The organism is Microbacterium sp. 70-16, assembly GCF_001898315.1.
Lineage (GTDB): Bacteria > Actinomycetota > Actinomycetes > Actinomycetales > Microbacteriaceae > Microbacterium.
Genome location: NZ_MKTQ01000014.1, coordinates 283,347 through 298,984, shown reverse-complemented (window position 1 = coordinate 298,984; position 15,638 = coordinate 283,347). Strand labels below are relative to the sequence as shown.

The following is a 15,638-nucleotide window of genomic DNA, read 5'->3' as shown; positions in this document are numbered from 1 at the left end:
ATAGGGTGGGGGTGTGGCCCGCATCAACCCCAGCATCCTGTCTGCCGACTTCGTGAACATGCAGGCGGATCTCGCCCGCATCGCGACCGCGGACTTCGTGCACGTGGACGTCATGGACAACCATTTCGTGCCCAACCTGACCTTCGGCCCGCAGATGGTGCAGCGGATCCAGGACACGAGCCCGGTGCCGCTGGATGTGCACCTCATGATCACCGACGCCGACCGGTGGGCGCCGGGCTATGCGGAGATCGGCGCGGCATCGGTCACCTTCCACCTCGAAGCGGCCGCAGAGCCCGTCGCCCTCGCGCGGCGGCTGCGGCAGATCGGCGCGCGTGCGGGTGTGGCCGTCAAGCCGGCGACGCCGGTGGAGGGCCTGTTCGACGTGCTCGACGAGTTCGACCAGATCCTCGTGATGACGGTCGAACCCGGGTTCGGCGGCCAATCCTTCATGGCTGACCAGATGCCCAAGCTCGCGCGGCTGCACGATGAAGCACGCCGCCGCGGGTCCCAGGTATGGCTGCAGGTCGACGGGGGCATCTCGGCCTCGACGATCGCGCAGGCGGCCGAGGCGGGCGCCGACACGTTCGTCGCCGGGTCTGCCGTCTTCGGCGCGGGCGACCCCGAGCAGGCGATCGCGGCGCTGCGCGCCGAGGCATCCGCTCACCACCGCCACTGAGGCGCCACTGCGGCGCCACTGAGCGCAGCCCGCGCTGCGCATCCCGCGCGGCACGGTAGCCTGTCATGGTGAAGACGTTCGACGGACTGTTCGCGGAGCTGACCGCGACCGCCGCCTCGCGCCCCGAAGGCTCCGGCACGGTCGCACAACTCGACCGCGGTGTGCACGCGATCGGCAAGAAGATCGTCGAAGAGGCCGCCGAAGTGTGGATGGCGGCCGAGTACCAGTCGGATGACGAGACAGCCGAAGAGATCTCGCAGCTGCTCTACCACCTGCAGGTGCTGATGCTCGCCAAGGGGCTGACCCTCGCCGACGTCTACCGACATCTCTGAGCGCGCCTTCGCCCCGACCGCTCAGCCACCGAAAGAGACCGCACATGCTGCGCATCGCCGTGCCGAACAAGGGGTCGCTCGCCGACACCTCCGCCGAGATGCTCGCGGAAGCCGGATACACCGGCCGCCGCGACTCGAAAGACCTGCACGTCATCGACCCCGTGAACGAGGTCGAGTTCTTCTACCTACGTCCGAAGGACATCGCCACCTACGTCGGCTCGGGTGCGCTCGACGTCGGCATCACCGGCCGTGACCTGCTGCTGGATGCCCGGATGCCCGGCGCCCGCGAGATCGAAGCGCTCGGCTTCGCCCGCTCGACGTTCCGGTTCGCCGGGCGGCCCGACCAGTACGCCGAAGTGGCCGACCTCGACGGCGTGCGCGTCGCGACGTCGTACCCGGGCCTGGTCGACAGCTTCCTCGATAGCCACGGTGTGGCCGCCGACCTCGTGCCGCTGGACGGCGCCGTCGAGTCGGCGATCGATCTCGGCGTCGCCGACGCGATCGCCGACGTCGTCGAGACCGGTACGACCCTCAAGCAGGCGGGGCTCGCCGTCTTCGGCCCCGTGATCCTGCAGTCCGAGGCCGTGCTGATCGGCGCGCCGGTCGAGGCGGCGGGCACCGAGACGCTGCTGCGGCGCCTGCGCGGCGTCATGGTGGCTCGGCGCTACGTGCTGATCGACTACGACCTGCCGGCCGCGCTCGTCGACGAGGCGGTCGCGATCGCCCCCGGTATCGAGTCGCCGACGATCTCGCCGCTGCGCGACCCCGAGTGGGTCGCGGTGCGCGTCATGACCCCCCGCAACACGGTCAACCAGGTGATGGATGCCCTGTACGCGATCGGCGCCCGGGCGATCCTGGTGACGGCGATCCACAACGCGAGGCTCTGATGTCGCTCGTCTGTCGGGTGATCCCGTGCCTCGACGTCGCGGCGGGCCGGGTCGTCAAGGGCGTCAACTTCGAGAACCTGCGCGACATGGGCGACCCTGTCGCGCTTGCCGCGCTGTACTTCGCGCAGGGCGCCGATGAGCTGACCTTCCTCGATGTCACCGCGACGGTCGACGACCGCTCCACGACGTACGACGTCGTGCGCCGCACGGCGGAAGAGGTCTTCATCCCGCTGACAGTCGGCGGGGGAGTCCGCAGTGCCGACGATGTCGCACGCCTGCTCGGCGTCGGCGCCGACAAGGTGGGCGTCAACTCCGCCGCCATCGCACGCCCCGAGCTGATCGGCGAGATCGCCGACCGGTTCGGCGCACAGGTGCTCGTGCTCTCGCTCGACATCAAGCGTGCCGCCGGCACGAAGTCGGGGTTCGTCGTCACCACGCACGGCGGGCGCACGGAGACCACGCTCGACGCGCTCGACTGGGCGCGCGAGGCGATCGACCGCGGCGCGGGCGAACTGCTGGTCAACTCGATCGACGCCGACGGCACGAAGGACGGCTTCGACCTCGAACTCGTCGGCCTCATGCGCGAGCTCTCGTCGGTGCCGGTGATCGCCTCGGGCGGTGCGGGTTCCGCGGCCGACTTCGCGCCGGCGATCCACGCGGGTGCCGATGCCGTGCTCGCGGCATCCGTCTTCCACTCCGGCCAGCTGACGATCGGCGACGTGAAGGATGCCCTTGTCGCGGACGGCATCGAGGTGCGAGCATGAGCGAGTCCGTCGCCGACCGCATCGCGCGCGTCGCGTTCAACGCCGACGGTCTGGCCCCGGCGATCATCCAGCAGCACGACACGGGCGAAGTGCTGATGCTCGGCTGGATGGATGCCGAGGCGCTGCGCCGCACCCTCACCGAAGGACGCGTCACCTTCTGGTCACGCTCGCGCCAGGAGTACTGGCGCAAGGGCGACACGTCGGGCCACGCCCAATACGTCAAGGGTGCACGTCTGGACTGCGACGGCGATGCCCTGCTGATCGAGGTCGAGCAGATCGGCGCCGCCTGCCACACCGGCGACCGCACGTGCTTCGACGCGGACGACCTGGCCCCGGTCGAGGGATCCGCGTGATCGCACGGGCGCGGACCATCTCGGTCGTCGCGATCATCCTCGGCGGCACGATCGCGATCATCGCGTCGACGCAGACGTGGCTGGAGGTCACGCTGCGCGTCGGCGCGACGACCTCGCTGCCGGTGCCGGGCGCCGCGGCGTTCCCGTTGCTCGCGCCGCTGAGCCTGGCAGCGCTCGCGCTCGGGCTCGCGCTGTCGATCGTCGGGCGCGTTCTGCGCTATGTCTTCGGGGTGATCGCCGCGGCGATCGGCGTCGGACTGCTGATCGGCTCGGGTCGGATCGGCATCGAGCAGCCGCTGGATGCCGTCGCCGCGGCCGTCACGGAGGCGACGGGCCTGTCCGGCGCGTCCGCGATCGCTGATCTGGTGGCCTCGCTTGCCGTCACGGCGTGGCCGTTCGCCGCTGCGGCAGCGGGCGTCCTGGTGCTCGTCGGTGGCCTGCTGACGGTGCTCACGGCGCACCGCTGGCGCGCCGGCGGTCGCCGCTACCGCCGCGATGCCGCCGTGACTGACGCCCCTTCGGGGTCGCGCCCGTACGACGCGATCGACTCGTGGGACGATCTGTCGCACGGTCAGGATCCGACCGACCGCTAGACTGGCCGGGAACACCCGCGCCTCGTGAAGGAGAACCATGAGCAACCCCATCGACGACCCCGGCCACGGACACTCGCCGGCTGCGTGGACCGCCGTGGTGATCATGCTCCTCGCGGTCACGCTGGGCACTGTCTTCTACGTCCTCGACCTGCCCGTGCTCGTGTTCGCATCGGTGGGCCTGCTCATCGTCGGCGCGATCGTCGGCTGGGTGATGGCGAAGGTCGGCTACGGCGTCAACGGCACCAAGTACGCGTCGAAGCAGCACTGACATGTTGGCAGGCCTCACCGCCGGCGCGGTGGAGGATGCCGAGGCACGCGCGGCCGAGCGGCCGCTCGCCGCGCTCGAGCGCGCCGCGCTCGCGCAGGCCCCGGCACTCGACGCCCTCGCCGCCCTCGCTCCCGCCGACCGCGTCAAGATCATCGCGGAGGTCAAGCGCGCGAGCCCGTCGCGTGGCGATCTCGCCGCGATCCCCGATCCTGCGCTGCAGGCGGCCCGCTACGAAGAGGGCGGCGCCTCGGCGATCTCCGTCCTGACCGAAGGCCGCCGGTTCAAGGGCAGCCTCGCCGATCTCGAAGCCGTCAAGGCGCGCGTCTCGCTGCCCGTGCTGCGCAAGGACTTCATCGCGACCCCCTACCAGGTGCTCGAGGCCCGGGCATCCGGCGCCGACATCGTCCTGCTGATCGTCGCCGCCCTTGAGCAGCCGTTGCTCGCGCAGCTGCACGACCTCGTCCGGCAGCTCGGCATGACGCCGCTGGTTGAGACCCACTCGCGCGAAGAGCTCGAGCGCGCCGCCGACATCGGCGCGCGCCTGATCGGCGTGAACGCGCGCAACCTGGTCGACTTCCAGCTCGACCGCGACCTGTTCGGCTCGCTCGCCGAGCACTTCCCGGCGGATGCCGTCAAGATCGCCGAGTCGGCCGTTCTCGCGCCTGCCGACGTGGCGCACTACCGCTCGGCCGGCGCCGACGTCGTACTGATCGGCGAAGCGCTCGTCACGAACGACCCCGTATCCACTCTGCACGCATTCCTGGAGGCGGGAGCATGAGCCTGCGCGAACAGCCCGGTCCCTTCTTCGGCGAGTTCGGTGGGCGCTTCATGCCCGAAGCGCTCATCTCGGCGATCGATGAGCTGACGGCGGTCTACGAGGCCTCGAAGATCGACCCCGCCTTCCAGGCGGAGTTCACCTCGCTCCTGCACTCGTACGCGGGTCGCCCCTCCGCCCTCACCGAGGTGCCGCGATTCGCCGAGCACGCCGGGGGAGCACGCATCTTCCTCAAGCGCGAAGACCTCAACCACACCGGCTCGCACAAGATCAACAACGTCATCGGTCAGGCGCTGCTCACCAAGCGCCTCGGCAAGACGCGCGTGATCGCCGAGACCGGCGCCGGCCAGCACGGTGTCGCCACGGCGACCGCGGCGGCCCTGTTCGGCTTCGACTGCACCGTCTACATGGGCGAGGTCGACACGCAGCGCCAGGCGCTCAACGTCGCACGCATGCGGCTGCTGGGCGCTGAGGTCGTGCCAGTGACGACCGGGTCCCGCACGTTGAAGGATGCCATCAACGACGCGTACCGCGACTGGGTGGCCTCGGTCGAGACGACCAACTACATCTTCGGCACCGCGGCAGGGCCCCACCCGTTCCCCGCGATGGTGCGCGACTTCCAGAAGATCATCTCTGAGGAGGCACGCCAGCAGCTCCTCGACGAGACCGGGAGCCTGCCCGACGCCGTCGTGGCCTGTGTCGGCGGCGGATCGAACGCGATCGGCATGTTCGACGCGTTCCTCGACGACGAGGGCGTGAAGCTCTACGGCGTCGAGGCAGCCGGCGACGGTGTCGACACCGAGAAGCACGCCGCCTCGATCGAGCGCGGTCGCCCCGGCGTCCTGCACGGCGCCAAGACGTACGTGCTGCAGGACGAGGACGGCCAGACGATCGAGTCGCACTCGATCTCGGCCGGGCTCGACTACCCGGGCGTCGGCCCCGAGCACGCGTGGCTCGCCGACATCGGTCGCGCGCAGTACATCCCCGCGACCGACACCGAGGCGATGGATGCCCTGCGGCTGCTGAGTCGCACCGAGGGCATCATCCCCGCCATCGAGTCCGCCCACGCCCTCGCGGGTGCGCTGCGCCTCGGCCGCGAGCTGGGCCCCGACGCCGTCATCGCGGTGAGCCTCTCCGGCCGCGGCGACAAGGACATGGACACCGCCGCGCGCTGGTTCGGCCTGTACGACGAAGGAGCCACGGCATGACCTCCCGCGTCGCCGCCGCGATCGATGCCGCGAAGGCGGCCGGGCGCGGCGCCTTCATCGGCTATCTGCCGATCGGCTACCCCGATCTGCAGACCAGCATCGATGCCGCCGTGGCACTGGCAGAGGCCGGCGCCGACATCCTCGAGCTCGGTCCGCCCTACTCCGACCCCGTGATGGACGGCACGGTCATCCAAGAGGCGACCAATGCCGCCCTGGCGGCCGGATTCCGCCTGCGCGACACGTTTACGGCCGTGCGCGAGATCGCCGCCCGCGTCGATGTGCCGATCCTCGTGATGACGTACTGGAACCCCGTCCTGCAGTACGGCGTCGACCGGTTCGCCGACGACCTGCTGGCCGCCGGGGGAGCGGGCCTGATCACCCCCGACATCACGCCCGATGCCGCCGGCGAGTGGATCGCGGCCTCCGAGCGCACGGACCTTGACCGGATCTTCCTGGTCGCACCGACCTCGACCGACGAGCGCCTGCAGCTGATCGCCGACAACTCGACCGGCTTCGTGTACACCGTCTCGACGATGGGCATCACGGGCGAGCGCGCTGAGTTGGATGCCGCCGCCCGCACGCTCGTCGCGCGGCTGCGCGACCACGGCGTCGAGCGCGCCTGTGTCGGCATCGGCATCTCGACGCCCGAGCAGATCGCGGGCGTCGTCGACTACGCCGACGGCGCGATCGTCGGGACGGCCCTCGTGCGCGCGCTGCGCGACGGCGGTGTCGCGGGCCTCGCCGAGACGGCGCGGTCGCTGGCATCCGGCACCGCGCGCTGACGCGTGCGCGATGCGGCACGGGCAGAGCGTGACGGCGAAGTAGACTTCCCCTCGTGCTTTCCTCCTCTGTCGTCGCCAGCATCCCCAGCCCGTCGATCAGCTCTTTCCAGATCGGCCCGCTGACGATCCACTTCTATGCCCTGTGCATCCTCGCGGGCATCGTCGTGGCGGCGCTCATGACCAACCGCCGCCTCACCAAGCGCGGCGCCGAGCCGTGGGTCGTGATCGACATCGTGCTGCTCGCCGTGCCGCTGGCCCTCATCGGCGCGCGTCTGTTCCACGTGTTCACGCACTGGGCGTACTACTTCGACCAGGGTCGCGAGTGGTGGAACCCGTTCGTCAAGGACGCCATCTGGAACATCTGGGACGGCGGCATCGCGATCTTCGGCGCCCTCATCGGCGGCGCGATCGGTGCCTGGCTCGGCTGCAAGTGGACCGGCATCCGGTTCTGGACGTTCGCGGATGCCCTGGCCCCCGGCCTGCTGCTCGCGCAGGCTCTCGGCCGGTTCGGCAACTGGTTCAACCAGGAGCTGTACGGTCAGCCCACCGACCTGCCGTGGGGCCTGCAGATCGACTACCCGAACGCCGCGTGGCCCGCGGGCCTTCCCGAAGGGACCCTCTTCCACCCCACATTCCTGTACGAAGTGATCTGGAACACGCTGGGCGTCATCTTCCTGCTGTGGGCGGGCAAGCGCTTCACGCTGCAGTGGGGGCGCCTGTTCGCCCTGTACCTCGTCTGGTACAGCGCGGGCCGCATCGTCTGGGAGAACATCCGCATCGACCCCAGCGAAGTGATCCTGGGCCTGCGGACCAACGTGTGGGCGGCGATCTTCGGCGTCGTCATCGGTCTCGTCATCTTCTTCGTGCAGAAGCGCCGTCATCCCGGCTTCGAGCCCTCGCCGTATCAGCGGGGTCGCGAGTGGACCGGCGGCAAGAATGTACAATCGCAGAACACCGATGAGTTCGTCGACGTCAGCGCACCCCCGACGCGCGACACCATCACGGACACCGCCACAAGCACAGTCGCCTCGAACTAACACCACAGCTACACGCAAGGGCCGACGTCGTCCCCGTTTGAGCATGACCATGAGGACGGTAGGTATGGCTTCGAGCCCCCGTCGAGAAGAGACCACGCGACACCCCTCCGGTTTCCCCGGAAAGCAGGGGATGTACAACCCCGCGTTCGAGAAGGACGCCTGCGGCCTCGCGATGGTCGCGACGCTGCGCGGTGAGCCGGGGCACGACATCGTCGACCTCGCGCTGACGGCGCTGCGCAACCTCGAGCACCGCGGCGCGATCGGCTCCGACGCGGGTACCGGCGACGGCGCGGGCATCCTGACGCAGATGCCGGATGCCTTCCTGCGCGCCGTCGTCGACTTCGACCTGCCGCCGGTGGGGGAGTACGCCGCGGGCCTGGCCTTCCTGCCCCTCGACGAAGAGGCACGCAAGTCCGTCAAGGCAGGCGTCGAGCAGCTCGCTGCCGCCGAGGGCCTCACGGTGCTCGGCTGGCGCGACGTGCCCACCGAAGAGGAGCACCTCGGCAAGCTCGCGCATGCCGCACGCCCGGCGTTCGAGCAGCTGTTCGTCTCGCGCCCCGCCGTCGGCGACGCGCCTGCGCTGAGCGGCATCGAGCTCGACCGGCGTGTCTACCGCCTGCGCAAGCGCGCCCGCAACGAGTACGACGCCTACTTCGTCTCGCTCAGCTCGCGCACGCTCGGCTACAAGGGCATGGTCACGACACTGCAGCTCGAGCCGTTCTACCCCGACCTGCAGGACGAGCGGTTCGTCAGCGAACTCGCCGTCGTGCACTCGCGGTACTCGACCAACACGTTCCCGTCGTGGCCGCTCGCGCAGCCGCTGCGCATGCTCGCGCACAACGGCGAGATCAACACGGTCGGCGCGAACCGCAACTGGATGCGCGCGCGCCAGTCGCAGCTCGAGTCCGAGCTCCTCGGTGACATCCGCCCGCTGCTGCCGATCTGCACGGAGGGCGCGAGCGACTCGGCATCCTTCGATGAGGTCCTGGAGCTGCTGACCCTCACCGGCCGCAGCCTGCCGCACGCCATCATGATGATGGTGCCCGAGGCCTACGAGAAGCAGGCGGACATCTCGGCTGACCTGCGCGCGTTCTACGACTACCACGCGATGCAGATGGAGCCGTGGGACGGCCCGGCGGCGCTCATCTTCACCGACGGCACGCTCGTCGGCGCGACGCTCGACCGCAACGGCCTGCGCCCGGGCCGCTGGACCGAGACGACCGACGGCATCGTCGTCATCGGCTCTGAGACCGGCGTGCTCGACTTCGAGCCGTCGCGCATCAAGCGGCGCGGGCGCCTGCGCCCCGGCCGCATGTTCGTCGTCGACACGGCGCAGCAGCGCATCGTCGAGGACGAAGAGGTCAAGGCGGATCTTGCCGCGCTGCAGCCGTGGCAGGAATGGCTCGACTCCGGTCGCGTGCGCCTGAAGGACCTGCCCGAGCGTGAGCACATCGTGCACCCGATCGCGTCCATCACGCGCCGTCAGCGCACGTTCGGCTACACCGAGGAAGAGGTTCGGATCCTCCTGACCCCGATGGGCCAGAACGGCGCCGAGCCGCTCGGCGCGATGGGGTCGGATGCCCCGATCGCCGTCCTCAGCGAGCGCCCGCGCCTGCTGTTCGACTACTTCGTGCAGCAGTTCGCTCAGGTGACCAACCCGCCGCTCGACTCGATCCGCGAAGAGGTCGTCACCTCGCTCGCGCTGGCGCTCGGCCCCGAGCGCAACCTGCTGGAGTCGACGCCCGAGCACACCCGGACGATCGGACTGGACTTCCCGGTCATCGACAACGATGAACTCGCGAAGCTGCAGCACATCGACCGTGCGCTGCCCGGTCGCCGTTCGGCGATCGTCCGCGGCCTGTACCGGTTCGACCGCGGCGAGCACGCCCTCGAAGAGCGCCTCGACGAGATGTGCGCCGAGGTTGATGAGGCGATCGAGCAGGGTGCGGAGTTCATCATCCTGAGCGACCGCGACTCGAACAAGGACCTCGTCCCGATCCCGTCGCTTCTGATGATCTCGGCCGTGCACCACCACCTCATCCGTCGCGAGAACCGCATGAAGGTCGGGCTCGTCGTCGAAGCGGGTGACGTGCGCGAAGTGCACCATGTCGCGACGCTCATCGCGTATGGGGCATCCGCCGTGAACCCGTACCTCGCGATGGAGACCGTCGAGTACCTCGTGCGCGCCGGGTTCATCACGGGCATCTCACCCGAGAAGGCCGTGCGCAACCTCATCTACGCGCTCGGCAAGGGCGTGCTGAAGATCATGTCCAAGATGGGCATCTCGACGGTGTCGTCGTACGCCGGCTCGCAGGTGTTCGAGGCCGTGGGCCTGTCGGAGCAGCTCGTCGAGAAGTACTTCACCGGCACCGAGACCAAGCTCGGTGGCATCGGCATCGTCGACATCGCCCGTGAGAACCAGGCGCGGCACGACTACGCCTACCCCGAGGACGAGGCCGCGCGGGCGCACGAGCGCCTGTGGACCGGCGGCGAGTACCAGTGGCGTCGCGACGGTGCCCCGCACCTGTTCAACCCCGACACGGTGTTCCGCCTGCAGCATTCGACGCGCAACCGTCGGTACGACATCTTCCGCGAGTACACCAAGCTCGTCGACGACCAGGCGGCCGAGCTGAAGACGCTGCGCGGCATGTTCCGGCTGAAGACGGGCGAGCGCCCGCCCGTGCCGATCGACGAGGTCGAGCCGATCGAGTCGATCGTCACACGCTTCTCGACGGGAGCGATGAGCTACGGCTCGATCTCGCGCGAAGCGCACGAGACGCTCGCGATCGCGATGAACTCGATCGGTGCGAAGTCGAACACGGGTGAAGGCGGCGAAGACGTCGAGCGTCTGCTCGACCCGCAGCGTCGCAGCGCGATCAAGCAGGTGGCATCGGGCCGGTTCGGTGTCACGAGCATGTACCTGACGCACGCCGACGACATCCAGATCAAGCTCGCGCAGGGCGCCAAGCCCGGCGAGGGCGGTCAGCTGCCCCCGGGCAAGGTGTATCCCTGGATCGCGCGCACGCGTGGTGGCACGCCCGGCGTCGGACTCATCTCGCCGCCGCCGCACCACGACATCTACTCGATCGAAGACCTCAAGCAGCTGATCTTCGACCTGAAGCGGGCCAACCCCGCCGCGCGCGTGCACGTGAAGCTCGTGAGCCAGTCGGGCATCGGCGCGGTCGCGGCGGGTACCGCCAAGGCCCTCGCCGACGTCATCCTCGTCTCGGGTCACGACGGCGGCACCGGCGCGAGCCCGCTGAACTCGCTCAAGCACGCCGGCACGCCGTGGGAGCTGGGCCTGGCCGAGACGCAGCAGACACTCATGCTCAACGACATGCGCGACCGCGTCGTCGTCCAGGCCGACGGGCAGCTCAAGACCGGCCGTGACGTCGTCATCGCCGCCCTGCTGGGCGCCGAGGAGTTCGGCTTCGCGACGACCGCGCTCGTGGTCGAAGGCTGCATCATGATGCGCGTCTGCCACCTCGACACGTGCCCCGTGGGTGTCGCGACGCAGAACCCCGTGCTGCGTGCCCGCTTCAGCGGAAAGCCGGAGTTCGTCGTCAACTTCATGCAGTTCATCGCCCAGGAGGTGCGCGAGTACCTCGCCGAGCTCGGCTTCCGCTCGCTCGATGAGGCGATCGGCCGCAACGACCTGCTCGACGTGAACGGCGCGATCGAGCACTGGAAGGCGAGCGGCCTCGACCTCGCGCCGATCCTGGACGGTCCCGCGTTCGCCCCCGAGGTGCCGCGTCGCCACCTGCGCGATCAGGACCACGAGCTCGACGAGCACTTCGACGTCGGTCTGATCGAGCGTGCGCAGGATGTCATCGCGCACGGCGGTCACATCGCGATCGACCTGCCGATCCGCAACACCGAGCGCGCTGTCGGCACGATGCTCGGCAACCGCGTCACCCTCGCACACGGCGAGCACGGGTTGCCGGCGGGCACGATCGAGGTGAACCTCACCGGTTCTGCCGGCCAGTCGTTCGGCGCGTTCCTGCCCGCAGGCATCACCCTGCGGCTGGAGGGCGACTCGAACGACTACGTCGGCAAGGGCCTGTCGGGCGGGCAGATCGTCGTACGGCCGCCGCGCGACGCCGAGTTCGATGCCTCGCAGAACGTCATCGCCGGCAACGTCATCGGCTACGGCGCGACGCAGGGCAGCATGTTCCTGCGCGGCGTCGTGGGCGAGCGGTTCCTCGTGCGCAACTCGGGCGCGACCGCCGTCGTCGAAGGCGTCGGCGACCACGCACTCGAGTACATGACGGGTGGCCTCGCGGTCATCCTCGGTGCGACGGGGCGCAACCTCGGGGCCGGCATGTCCGGCGGTTCCGCCTACGTCTACAAACTCGATCGCGCGCTCGTCAACCGCGAGGCGATCGCCAGTGGAGAGCTCGAGCTGCTCCAGCTCGGCTCGGGCGACATCGAGATCCTTCGCGACCTGCTCGAGCAGCATGTCGCCGAGACGGGGTCGACGCTCGCCGCCGCCCTGCTGGACGACTTCGAGGCTGAGGCCGCGAACTTCGTCCGTGTCCTGCCGCGCGATTACGCCGCGGTGCTGCAGACCCGTATGGACGCGGCCGCCGAGGGGCTCGACCCCGACGGCGACGTCGTCTGGACCCGCATCCTGGAGGTGACCGGTGGCTGACCCGAAGGGCTTCCTGAAGACCACCGAGCGTGAGCTCCCGGCGCGCCGGCCGGTTCCCGTGCGCATCATGGACTGGAAAGAGGTCTACGAGCCGGGCGACCCCGCCGTCCTCCGTCGTCAGGCCGGTCGCTGCATGGACTGCGGCGTACCGTTCTGCCACAAGGGATGCCCGCTGGGCAACCTGATCCCGGAGTGGAACGACCTCATGTGGCGCGGCGAGGGCCGCGCGGCGATCGAGCGTCTGCACGCGACCAACAACTTCCCGGAGTTCACCGGTCGCCTCTGCCCCGCTCCGTGCGAGAGCTCGTGCGTGCTCGGGATCAACCAGCCCGCGGTGACGATCAAGCAGATTGAGGTCTCGACGATCGACGACGCCTTCGCCAACGGCTGGGTCGAGGCCGAGCCGCCCGCGCGTCTGACCGGCAAGACGGTCGCCGTCGTCGGGTCGGGCCCCGCGGGCCTGGCCGCCGCTCAGCAGCTCACGCGCGCCGGCCACACGGTCGCCGTGTTCGAGCGCGACGACCGCATCGGCGGTCTGCTGCGTTACGGCATCCCCGACTTCAAGATGGAGAAGAAGCACCTCGAGTCGCGCCTGCGCCAGATGCAGGACGAGGGCACGCGCTTCCGCGCCGGGGTGCAGATCGGCGTCGACATCACATGGGCCGACCTCCGTGCCCGGTACGACGCGGTCGTCGTCGCGACCGGTTCGACCGTGCCGCGCGACATCGCGATCCCCGGGCGCGACCTCGACGGCGTGCACTTCGCGATGGAGTACCTCGTCGAGTCCAACAAGGCCGTCGCGGGCGACCAGGTGCCCAACCAGATCCACGCGGAGGGCAAGCACGTCATCGTCATCGGCGGTGGCGACACCGGAGCCGACTGCATCGGCACGGCGCACCGCCAGGGCGCACTGAGCGTCACCAACCTCGCGATCGGCAAGCAGCCGCCGTCGGCGCGGCCCGAGCACCAGCCGTGGCCGATGATGCCGACCGTGTTCGAGGTCTCCTCGGCGCACGAAGAAGGCGGCGAGCGTGCCTACCTGGCATCCACCGTTGAGTTCCTCGCCAACGAGGCGGGCGAAGTGCGTGCCCTGCGCCTGGCCGAGACCGAGTACCTGGCCGACGGCCGTCGCGTGCCCCGCAGCGGCACCGAACGCGAGATCCCCGCCGACCTCGTTCTGATCGCGATGGGTTTCACCGGCCCGGAGCGTAGCGCTCTCGAGGAGCAACTCGGTACCGTGTTCACGGGCCGTGGCAACGTCGAGCGGACCGACGACTACCAGTCGACGGCTCCCGGCGTGTTCGTGGCCGGGGATGCCGGTCGTGGGCAGTCCCTGATCGTCTGGGCGATCGCTGAGGGGCGGGCCGCGGCCGCTGCCGTCGATGAGTACCTGATGGGGCAGACCAACCTGCCGTCGCCGGTCGGCCCGCGCGACGTCGCGATCGGCCTGCAGCCCGCGTAGGCTGAAGCCAACCCCCGAACAACCGATCCAGACCGGAGAGTCAGTACGTGAGACGCGCGAAAATCGTCGCCACCCTGGGCCCCGCCACCGAGTCGTATGAGATGATCCGTGCGATCATCGACGCCGGTGTCAACGTGGCCCGCATGAACCTCAGCCATGGCTCGTACGCGGAGCACGAAGTCCGCTTCGCGAACGTGCGGAAGGCCGCGGATGACGCCGGCCGTGCCGTAGCCATCCTCGTCGACCTGCAGGGCCCGAAGATCCGGCTCGGCAAGTTCTCTGACGGACCCCACGACCTCGCCGTCGGCGAGACGTTCCGCATCACGACCGAGGATGTCGTCGGCACCCGCGACCTCGTCGGCACGACCTTCAAGGGTCTCGCCGGCGACGTCTCGCCGGGCGACTTCCTGCTCATCGACGACGGCAAGGTCCGCGTTCAGGTCGAGAGCGTCGACGGACCCGTCGTCACGACCAAGGTCGTCGTCGCCGGCACGGTCTCCAACAACAAGGGCATCAACCTGCCTGGCGTCGCCGTGAGCGTCCCCGCCCTGTCCGAGAAGGACGAGGCGGACCTGCGCTGGGGCCTGCAGGCCGGTGCCGACCTCATCGCGCTGTCGTTCGTGCGCGATGCCGCCGACGTCACCCGCGTGCACGAGATCATGGCGGAGGAGGGCCGCAAGGTTCCCGTCATCGCCAAGATCGAGAAGCCGCAGGCTGTCGACAACCTCGAAGAGATCATCGACGCCTTCGACGGCATCATGGTCGCCCGTGGTGACCTCGCCGTCGAGCTGCCGCTCGAGGCCGTCCCGATCGTGCAGAAGCGCGCCGTCGAGATGTGCCGCCGCATGGCGAAGCCAGTCATCGTCGCGACCCAGATGCTCGAGTCGATGACGCACGCCCCGGTGCCCACGCGCGCCGAGGCATCCGACGTCGCCAACGCCGTCCTCGACGGTGCAGACGCGGTGATGCTGTCGGGCGAGACGAGTGTCGGCGAGTACCCCGTCGTCACGGTGCAGACCATGGCGCGCATCGTCGAGTCGACGGAGGAGCACGGTCTCGACCGCATTCGCCCGTTCAGCGCGAAGCCTCGCACGCAGGGCGGCATCCTCACCCTCGCAGCCAACGAGGTCGCCGAGTTCGTCGAGGCCAAGTTCCTCTGCATCTTCACGGAGTCCGGTGACACGGCGCGCCGCATGTCGCGCCTGCGCCCCGGCATCCCGATGATGGCGTTCGCGGTCGACCCCGCGATCCGCCGCCGCATGGCGCTCACCTGGGGCGTGCAGTCGACCCTCGTCGAGCACGTCGCGCACACCGACCTCATGTTCATCCAGGTCGACGAGTTCTTCCTCGGTCAGGGACTCGCGAAGGAAGGTGACAAGGTGGTCGTGATCTCCGGCTCGCCTCCCGGAATCATCGGCTCGACCAACGACATCCGCGTGCACAAGATCGGTGACGCCGTCCACGGCAAGGCACCGATCTACCAGTCGCAGAACTAGGTCGACAGCAGCAGAAGGGCGGATGCCGGGGGGAGGACCCCCGGGCATCCGCCCTTCTGCGTGTCGTGCCGGTGGTGGGAGTCGAACCCACACGCCCTTGCGGGCAACCGAGTTTGAGTCGGTCGCGTCTGCCATTCCGCCACACCGGCGCACGCCCAGAAGAGACTATCGCGGATCGGCTGCGACGCTGACGCGTCTCCGCCGATGTGGTGGGAGTCGTCCCCGCCGTCTCTCCACACGCCGCTTCGCGACGCGCGGAGCCTCTGATGGCGTGGGCCCACCCACACGCCCTTGCGGGCAACCGAGTTTGAGTCGGTCGCGTCTGCCATTCCGCCACACCGGCGCACGTGGAAT

14 protein-coding genes and 2 tRNA genes are annotated in these 15,638 nt (G+C 69.4%); 14 read left to right on the top strand and 2 right to left on the bottom strand.

Annotation, left to right across the window (positions count from 1 at the left end):
* Nucleotides 1-13 precede the first annotated feature (13 nt).
* The 14 genes from rpe (at nucleotide 14) to pyk (ending at nucleotide 15,284) form a co-directional block, all read left to right on the top strand.
* Nucleotides 14-676 carry a ribulose-phosphate 3-epimerase gene (gene rpe, locus BGO46_RS06415; RefSeq protein WP_292676981.1) on the top strand — a complete coding sequence of 221 codons (663 nt, stop codon included), beginning with the start codon at nucleotides 14-16 and terminating at the stop codon, nucleotides 674-676.
* 68 nt (nucleotides 677-744) lie between these two features.
* Nucleotides 745-1,008 carry a phosphoribosyl-ATP diphosphatase gene (locus tag BGO46_RS06410; RefSeq protein ID WP_292676983.1) on the top strand — a complete coding sequence of 88 codons (264 nt, stop codon included), beginning with the start codon at nucleotides 745-747 and terminating at the stop codon, nucleotides 1,006-1,008.
* Nucleotides 1,009-1,052: 44 nt separating this feature from the next.
* Nucleotides 1,053-1,895 carry an ATP phosphoribosyltransferase gene (gene hisG, locus BGO46_RS06405; protein WP_292676985.1) on the top strand — a complete coding sequence of 281 codons (843 nt, stop codon included), beginning with the start codon at nucleotides 1,053-1,055 and terminating at the stop codon, nucleotides 1,893-1,895.
* Entirely contained in the window at nucleotides 1,895-2,659 is a 765-nt protein-coding gene (gene hisF / locus BGO46_RS06400; protein ID WP_292676987.1) for an imidazole glycerol phosphate synthase subunit HisF, read from the top strand. Before hisG ends, hisF begins: the two co-directional genes overlap by 1 nt.
* Nucleotides 2,656-3,012, top strand: a complete 357-nt coding sequence (gene hisI, locus BGO46_RS06395) for a phosphoribosyl-AMP cyclohydrolase (protein WP_292676989.1) — start codon at nucleotides 2,656-2,658, stop codon at nucleotides 3,010-3,012. The genes hisF and hisI overlap by 4 nt, the downstream gene beginning before the upstream one ends.
* Entirely contained in the window at nucleotides 3,009-3,605 is a 597-nt protein-coding gene (locus tag BGO46_RS06390) for a Trp biosynthesis-associated membrane protein (RefSeq protein WP_292676992.1), read from the top strand. Before hisI ends, BGO46_RS06390 begins: the two co-directional genes overlap by 4 nt.
* A 37-nt stretch (nucleotides 3,606-3,642) precedes the next feature.
* On the top strand, nucleotides 3,643-3,873 hold the full coding sequence (locus BGO46_RS06385; RefSeq protein ID WP_292676994.1) for a DUF6704 family protein: 231 nt from the start codon (nucleotides 3,643-3,645) through the stop codon (nucleotides 3,871-3,873).
* A 1-nt stretch (nucleotide 3,874) separates the two neighbouring features.
* Complete coding sequence (gene trpC, locus BGO46_RS06380; RefSeq protein ID WP_292676996.1) at nucleotides 3,875-4,651, top strand: indole-3-glycerol phosphate synthase TrpC; 777 nt, start codon at nucleotides 3,875-3,877, stop codon at nucleotides 4,649-4,651.
* Nucleotides 4,648-5,856 carry a tryptophan synthase subunit beta gene (gene trpB / locus BGO46_RS06375; RefSeq protein WP_292676998.1) on the top strand — a complete coding sequence of 403 codons (1,209 nt, stop codon included), beginning with the start codon at nucleotides 4,648-4,650 and terminating at the stop codon, nucleotides 5,854-5,856. Before trpC ends, trpB begins: the two co-directional genes overlap by 4 nt.
* Nucleotides 5,853-6,638 (top strand): tryptophan synthase subunit alpha, encoded by a 786-nt coding sequence (gene trpA / locus BGO46_RS06370; protein WP_292677000.1) that lies wholly within the window; start codon nucleotides 5,853-5,855, stop codon nucleotides 6,636-6,638. The genes trpB and trpA overlap by 4 nt, the downstream gene beginning before the upstream one ends.
* Nucleotides 6,639-6,691: 53 nt before the next feature.
* On the top strand, nucleotides 6,692-7,675 hold the full coding sequence (gene lgt / locus BGO46_RS06365; RefSeq protein WP_292677002.1) for a prolipoprotein diacylglyceryl transferase: 984 nt from the start codon (nucleotides 6,692-6,694) through the stop codon (nucleotides 7,673-7,675).
* A gap of 64 nt (nucleotides 7,676-7,739) precedes the next feature.
* Nucleotides 7,740-12,326, top strand: a complete 4,587-nt coding sequence (gene gltB, locus BGO46_RS06360) for a glutamate synthase large subunit (RefSeq protein WP_292677005.1) — start codon at nucleotides 7,740-7,742, stop codon at nucleotides 12,324-12,326.
* A complete protein-coding gene (locus BGO46_RS06355; RefSeq protein WP_292677006.1) occupies nucleotides 12,319-13,788 on the top strand; it encodes a glutamate synthase subunit beta in 1,470 nt (489 codons plus the stop codon). Before gltB ends, BGO46_RS06355 begins: the two co-directional genes overlap by 8 nt.
* Nucleotides 13,789-13,835: 47 nt before the next feature.
* A complete protein-coding gene (pyk, locus tag BGO46_RS06350) occupies nucleotides 13,836-15,284 on the top strand; it encodes a pyruvate kinase (RefSeq protein WP_292677008.1) in 1,449 nt (482 codons plus the stop codon).
* 66 nt (nucleotides 15,285-15,350) lie between these two features.
* Here the strand turns inward: pyk and BGO46_RS06345 are convergent.
* Nucleotides 15,351-15,433, bottom strand: a tRNA-Leu gene (locus BGO46_RS06345).
* Nucleotides 15,434-15,483: 50 nt separating this feature from the next.
* Nucleotides 15,484-15,627 (bottom strand) — tRNA-Leu (locus BGO46_RS06340).
* Nucleotides 15,628-15,638: the final 11 nt, after the last annotated feature.